This window comes from Caballeronia sp. INML2 (genome assembly GCF_023631365.1).
Classification (GTDB): domain Bacteria; phylum Pseudomonadota; class Gammaproteobacteria; order Burkholderiales; family Burkholderiaceae; genus Caballeronia; species Caballeronia turbans.
This window is the reverse complement of sequence record NZ_JALQDH010000200.1, coordinates 1-836: the sequence shown is the minus strand read 5'-3', so window position 1 is coordinate 836 and position 836 is coordinate 1. Positions and strand designations below refer to the sequence as shown.

1 protein-coding gene is annotated in these 836 nt (G+C 55.6%); it reads left to right on the top strand.

Going from position 1 to position 836, the window contains the following annotated elements:
- Positions 1 to 108: 108 nt before the first annotated feature.
- Positions 109 to 836: AMP-binding protein (locus tag NCT32_RS36980; RefSeq protein WP_250491562.1), on the top strand; the 728-nt coding region annotated here is incomplete at its 3' end.

The window sequence follows — 836 nt, the reverse complement described above, 5'->3', positions numbered from 1 at the left end:
GGTGTCGCCGCGCGGCGCCTACATTACAGGCGCTGCCATTCAGGTTGACGGCGGTCTGCTTCGCGGCGTCCGCTAGACCGTCCAGTCATTGCAGCAAAGGAGCCGACCATGAGAGTTCAGCCGGAGCGCCAAGTAGCGCAGCATTTGCAGGATCTTTATCGTCGCAATGGTTGGTGGAAAGACGTTACGTTTAGCGAGATACTGGAGAAGCGCGTCTACGAGATGCCCGATCGCATTGCGTTCAAAGATGACCGCCGTTCAGTGACTTACGCGCAGCTGTGGTCCGAAGTGCGGCGGTTTGCGGAACTGCTGCGCCGCCAAGGGATCGGACATGGCGATGTCGTAACACTGCAAGTGCCGAACCGCGTCGAGTTTCCGGTCGTGTTCTTCGCACTCGAACTGATTGGGGCGATTGCGAATAAGATCAGTCCCGATCTGCGCGCGGAGGAATTGCGCTACATTCTCGATTTTTCTGAGTCTAAGGCATACGTGTGCGCGCTTCAGTTCAAGGGCTTCAATTACATTGACATGTTTCGCGACGTGCGCGGCAGGTTGCCTGCCCCTGTGTTGGCCGTTTGCGTCGATCCCGTTTCAGGCGACGACGTCGTCTCTTTCGCGCAGACACTTTCCGTCTTGCCTGAGATTCGTGACGAGCATCGGCTGTACATGGACCCTGACGAGATCATGCGAATGTGCTTTACATCTGGAACAACCGGTAATCCGAAGGGTGTACTGCATAGTTTTAACACTACACTGTGTGCTGCAGCTTTTTTGAATCGCGACATGCGGGTTACTAAGGACGACGTGTTCCTGGCGTATTTGCCGGTAGCGCTGAA